This is a genomic window from Cryobacterium ruanii, assembly GCF_004404055.1.
Taxonomy (GTDB): domain Bacteria; phylum Actinomycetota; class Actinomycetes; order Actinomycetales; family Microbacteriaceae; genus Cryobacterium; species Cryobacterium ruanii.
Genome location: NZ_SOHK01000010.1, coordinates 1 through 3,408 on the forward strand (window position 1 = coordinate 1; position 3,408 = coordinate 3,408).

Consider the following 3,408-nt stretch of genomic DNA (forward strand, 5'->3'; position numbering starts at 1 on the left):
AGTCCGGCGGTGTCCTACTCTCCCACAGGGTCCCCCCTGCAGTACCATCGGCGCTGAGAGTCTTAGCTTCCGGGTTCGGAATGTGACCGGGCGTTTCCCTCTCGCTATAGCCGCCGAAACATCTTCCGATGAATCGATTCTATATTTTTTAGTTATAGCACTCCCCTGACGGGAGTGTTGTTCTCGACCGTACATCGAGAACCACATAGTGGACGCTAAAGCAGCTTCTTCAAACTGAGTGTTATCAAATTATCGGCTTATTAGTACCGGTCAGCTCCATGGGTCTTTAGTCCCCACTTCCACATCCGGCCTATCAACGCAGTAGTCTAGCTGCGAGCCTCTCCCCCGAAGGGATGGAAATCTCATCTCGAAGCCGGCTTCCCGCTTAGATGCTTTCAGCGGTTATCCGTTCCGAACGTAGCTAATCAGCGGTGCTCCTGGCGGAACAACTGACACACCAGAGGTTCGTCCATCCCGGTCCTCTCGTACTAGGGATAGATCTTCTCAAATTTCCTGCGCGCGCAGCGGATAGGGACCGAACTGTCTCACGACGTTCTAAACCCAGCTCGCGTACCGCTTTAATGGGCGAACAGCCCAACCCTTGGGACCTACTCCAGCCCCAGGATGCGACGAGCCGACATCGAGGTGCCAAACCATGCCGTCGATATGGACTCTTGGGCAAGATCAGCCTGTTATCCCCGAGGTACCTTTTATCCGTTGAGCGACAGCGCTTCCACAAGCCACTGCCGGATCACTAGTCCCGACTTTCGTCCCTGCTCGACTTGTCAGTCTTACAGTCAAGCTCCCTTGTGCACTTACACTCGACACCTGATTACCAACCAGGTTGAGGGAACCTTTGGGCGCCTCCGTTACTTTTTAGGAGGCAACCGCCCCAGTTAAACTACCCACCAGGCACTGTCCCTGAACCGGATCACGGTTCGAAGTTAGGTATCCAATATGACCAGAGTGGTATTTCAACAATGACTCCACCTGAACTAGCGTCCAAGCTTCACAGTCTCCCACCTATCCTACACAAGCCACACCGAACACCAATACCAAGCTGTAGTAAAGGTCACGGGGTCTTTCCGTCCTGCTGCGCGTAACGAGCATCTTTACTCGTAATGCAATTTCGCCGAGTTCGCGGTTGAGACAGCTGGGAAGTCGTTACGCCATTCGTGCAGGTCGGAACTTACCCGACAAGGAATTTCGCTACCTTAGGATGGTTATAGTTACCACCGCCGTTTACTGGGGCTTAAATTCTCAGCTTCGCCTTGCGGCTAACCGTTCCTCTTAACCTTCCAGCACCGGGCAGGCGTCAGTCCGTATACATCGTCTTGCGACTTAGCACGGACCTGTGTTTTTAGTAAACAGTCGCTTCCCACTGGTCTCTGCGGCCTTCGAACGCTCCCGGAGCAAGTCCGTTCACGCCTCAGGCCCCCCTTCTCCCGAAGTTACGGGGGCATTTTGCCGAGTTCCTTAACCACGATTCTCTCGATCTCCTTAGTATTCTCTACCTGATCACCTGAGTCGGTTTGGGGTACGGGTGACTAAAACCTCGCGTCGATGCTTTTCTTGGCAGCATAGGATCACTGATTTCACCCTTACGGGCTACCCATCGGGTCTCAGGCATCATGAACGACGGATTTGCCTATCGTTCGCCCTACATCCTTAGACCGGGTCAACCATCGCCCGGCTCAGCTACCTTCCTGCGTCACACCTGTTAATACGCTAACCGCACCAGCATAGGGTCGCACGCTAGGCCCCACGCTTCACCCCGAAGGGATCCATCTAGGGGATTCAGATGCTTAGCATTACTGGATTAGCTTGGGCGGTTTTTCGTCAGTACGGGAATATCAACCCGTTGTCCATCGACTACGCCTGTCGGCCTCGCCTTAGGTCCCGACTTACCCAGGGCGGATTAGCCTGGCCCTGGAACCCTTGATCTTTCGGAGGACGGGTTTCTCACCCGTCTTTCGCTACTCATGCCTGCATTCTCACTCGTGTGGCCTCCACGGCTGGTTTACACCGCCGCTTCGCTGGCCACACGACGCTCTCCTACCCATCAACACGGCTGAACCAACACCACAAGGGTGCGGCTAACCAAAAATATCAATGCCACAACTTCGGTGGCGTGCTTGAGCCCCGTTACATTGTCGGCGCGGAATCACTTGACCAGTGAGCTATTACGCACTCTTTCAAGGGTGGCTGCTTCTAAGCCAACCTCCTGGTTGTCTGTGCAACTCCACATCCTTTCCCACTTAGCACGCGCTTTGGGACCTTAGTTGGTGGTCTGGGTTGTTTCCCTCTCGACGATGAAGCTTATCCCCCACCGTCTCACTGCTGCGCTCTCACTTACCGGCATTCGGAGTTTGGCTGACGTCAGTAAGCTTTTAGGCCCCATCGGCCATCCAGTAGCTCTACCTCCGGCAAGAAACACGCAACGCTGCACCTAAATGCATTTCGGAGAGAACCAGCTATCACGAAGTTTGATTGGCCTTTCACCCCTATCCACAGCTCATCCCCTCCATTTTCAACTGAAGTGGGTTCGGTCCTCCACGACGTCTTACCGTCGCTTCAACCTGGCCATGGATAGATCACTTCGCTTCGGGTCTAGGACATGCGACTGAATCGCCCTATTCAGACTCGCTTTCGCTACGCATTCCCCTCTCGGGTTAAGCTCGCCACATATCACTAACTCGCAGGCTCATTCTTCAAAAGGCACGCTGTCACCAGAACAAAGCTGGCTCCAACGGTTTGTAAGCAAACGGTTTCAGGTACTATTTCACTCCCCTCCCGGGGTACTTTTCACCTTTCCCTCACGGTACTTGTTCACTATCGGTCATGTAGGAGTATTTAGGCTTATCAGGTGGTCCTGACGGATTCACACGGGATTTCTCGGGCCCCGTGCTACTTGGGATACTTCTCGGGCGATTGCTGCATTTCGACTACGGGGTTCGCACCCTCTATGACCAGGCTTTCAATCCTGTTCGTCTATACAACGTTCTAACCCTTACCATTCGGTAGAATAGGCAGAAAAGTCCCGCAACCCCGACCATGCAACGCCTACCGGCTATCACACATGATCGGTTTAGCCTCATCCGGGTTCGCTCGCCACTACTAACGGAATCACTGTTGTTTTCTCTTCCTGTGGGTACTGAGATGTTTCACTTCCCCACGTTCCCTCTACCCGCCCTATATATTCAGGCGGGAGTCACCAGGTCACCTCACGGGCCTGGCGGGGTTTCCCCATTCGGACATCCTCGGATCACAGTTCGTTTATCAACTCCCCGAGGCTTATCGCAGATTACTACGTCCTTCTTCGGCTCTACATGCCAAGGCATTCACCGTTTGCTCTTAAAAATTTGAAATCACATGAGTTTGAATCGATTAAGTGCCGCGAATAAATTC

The 3,408-nt window shown here is 53.4% G+C and carries 2 rRNA genes; both read right to left on the reverse strand.

The annotated features are described in order from the left end of the window. Position 1 precedes the first annotated feature (1 nt). Positions 2-118, reverse strand: a 5S ribosomal RNA gene (gene rrf, locus E3T47_RS07105). Between the two features lie 122 nt (positions 119-240). After that, a 23S ribosomal RNA gene (locus E3T47_RS07110) occupies positions 241-3,368 on the reverse strand. Between the last annotated feature and the right edge of the window lie 40 nt (positions 3,369-3,408).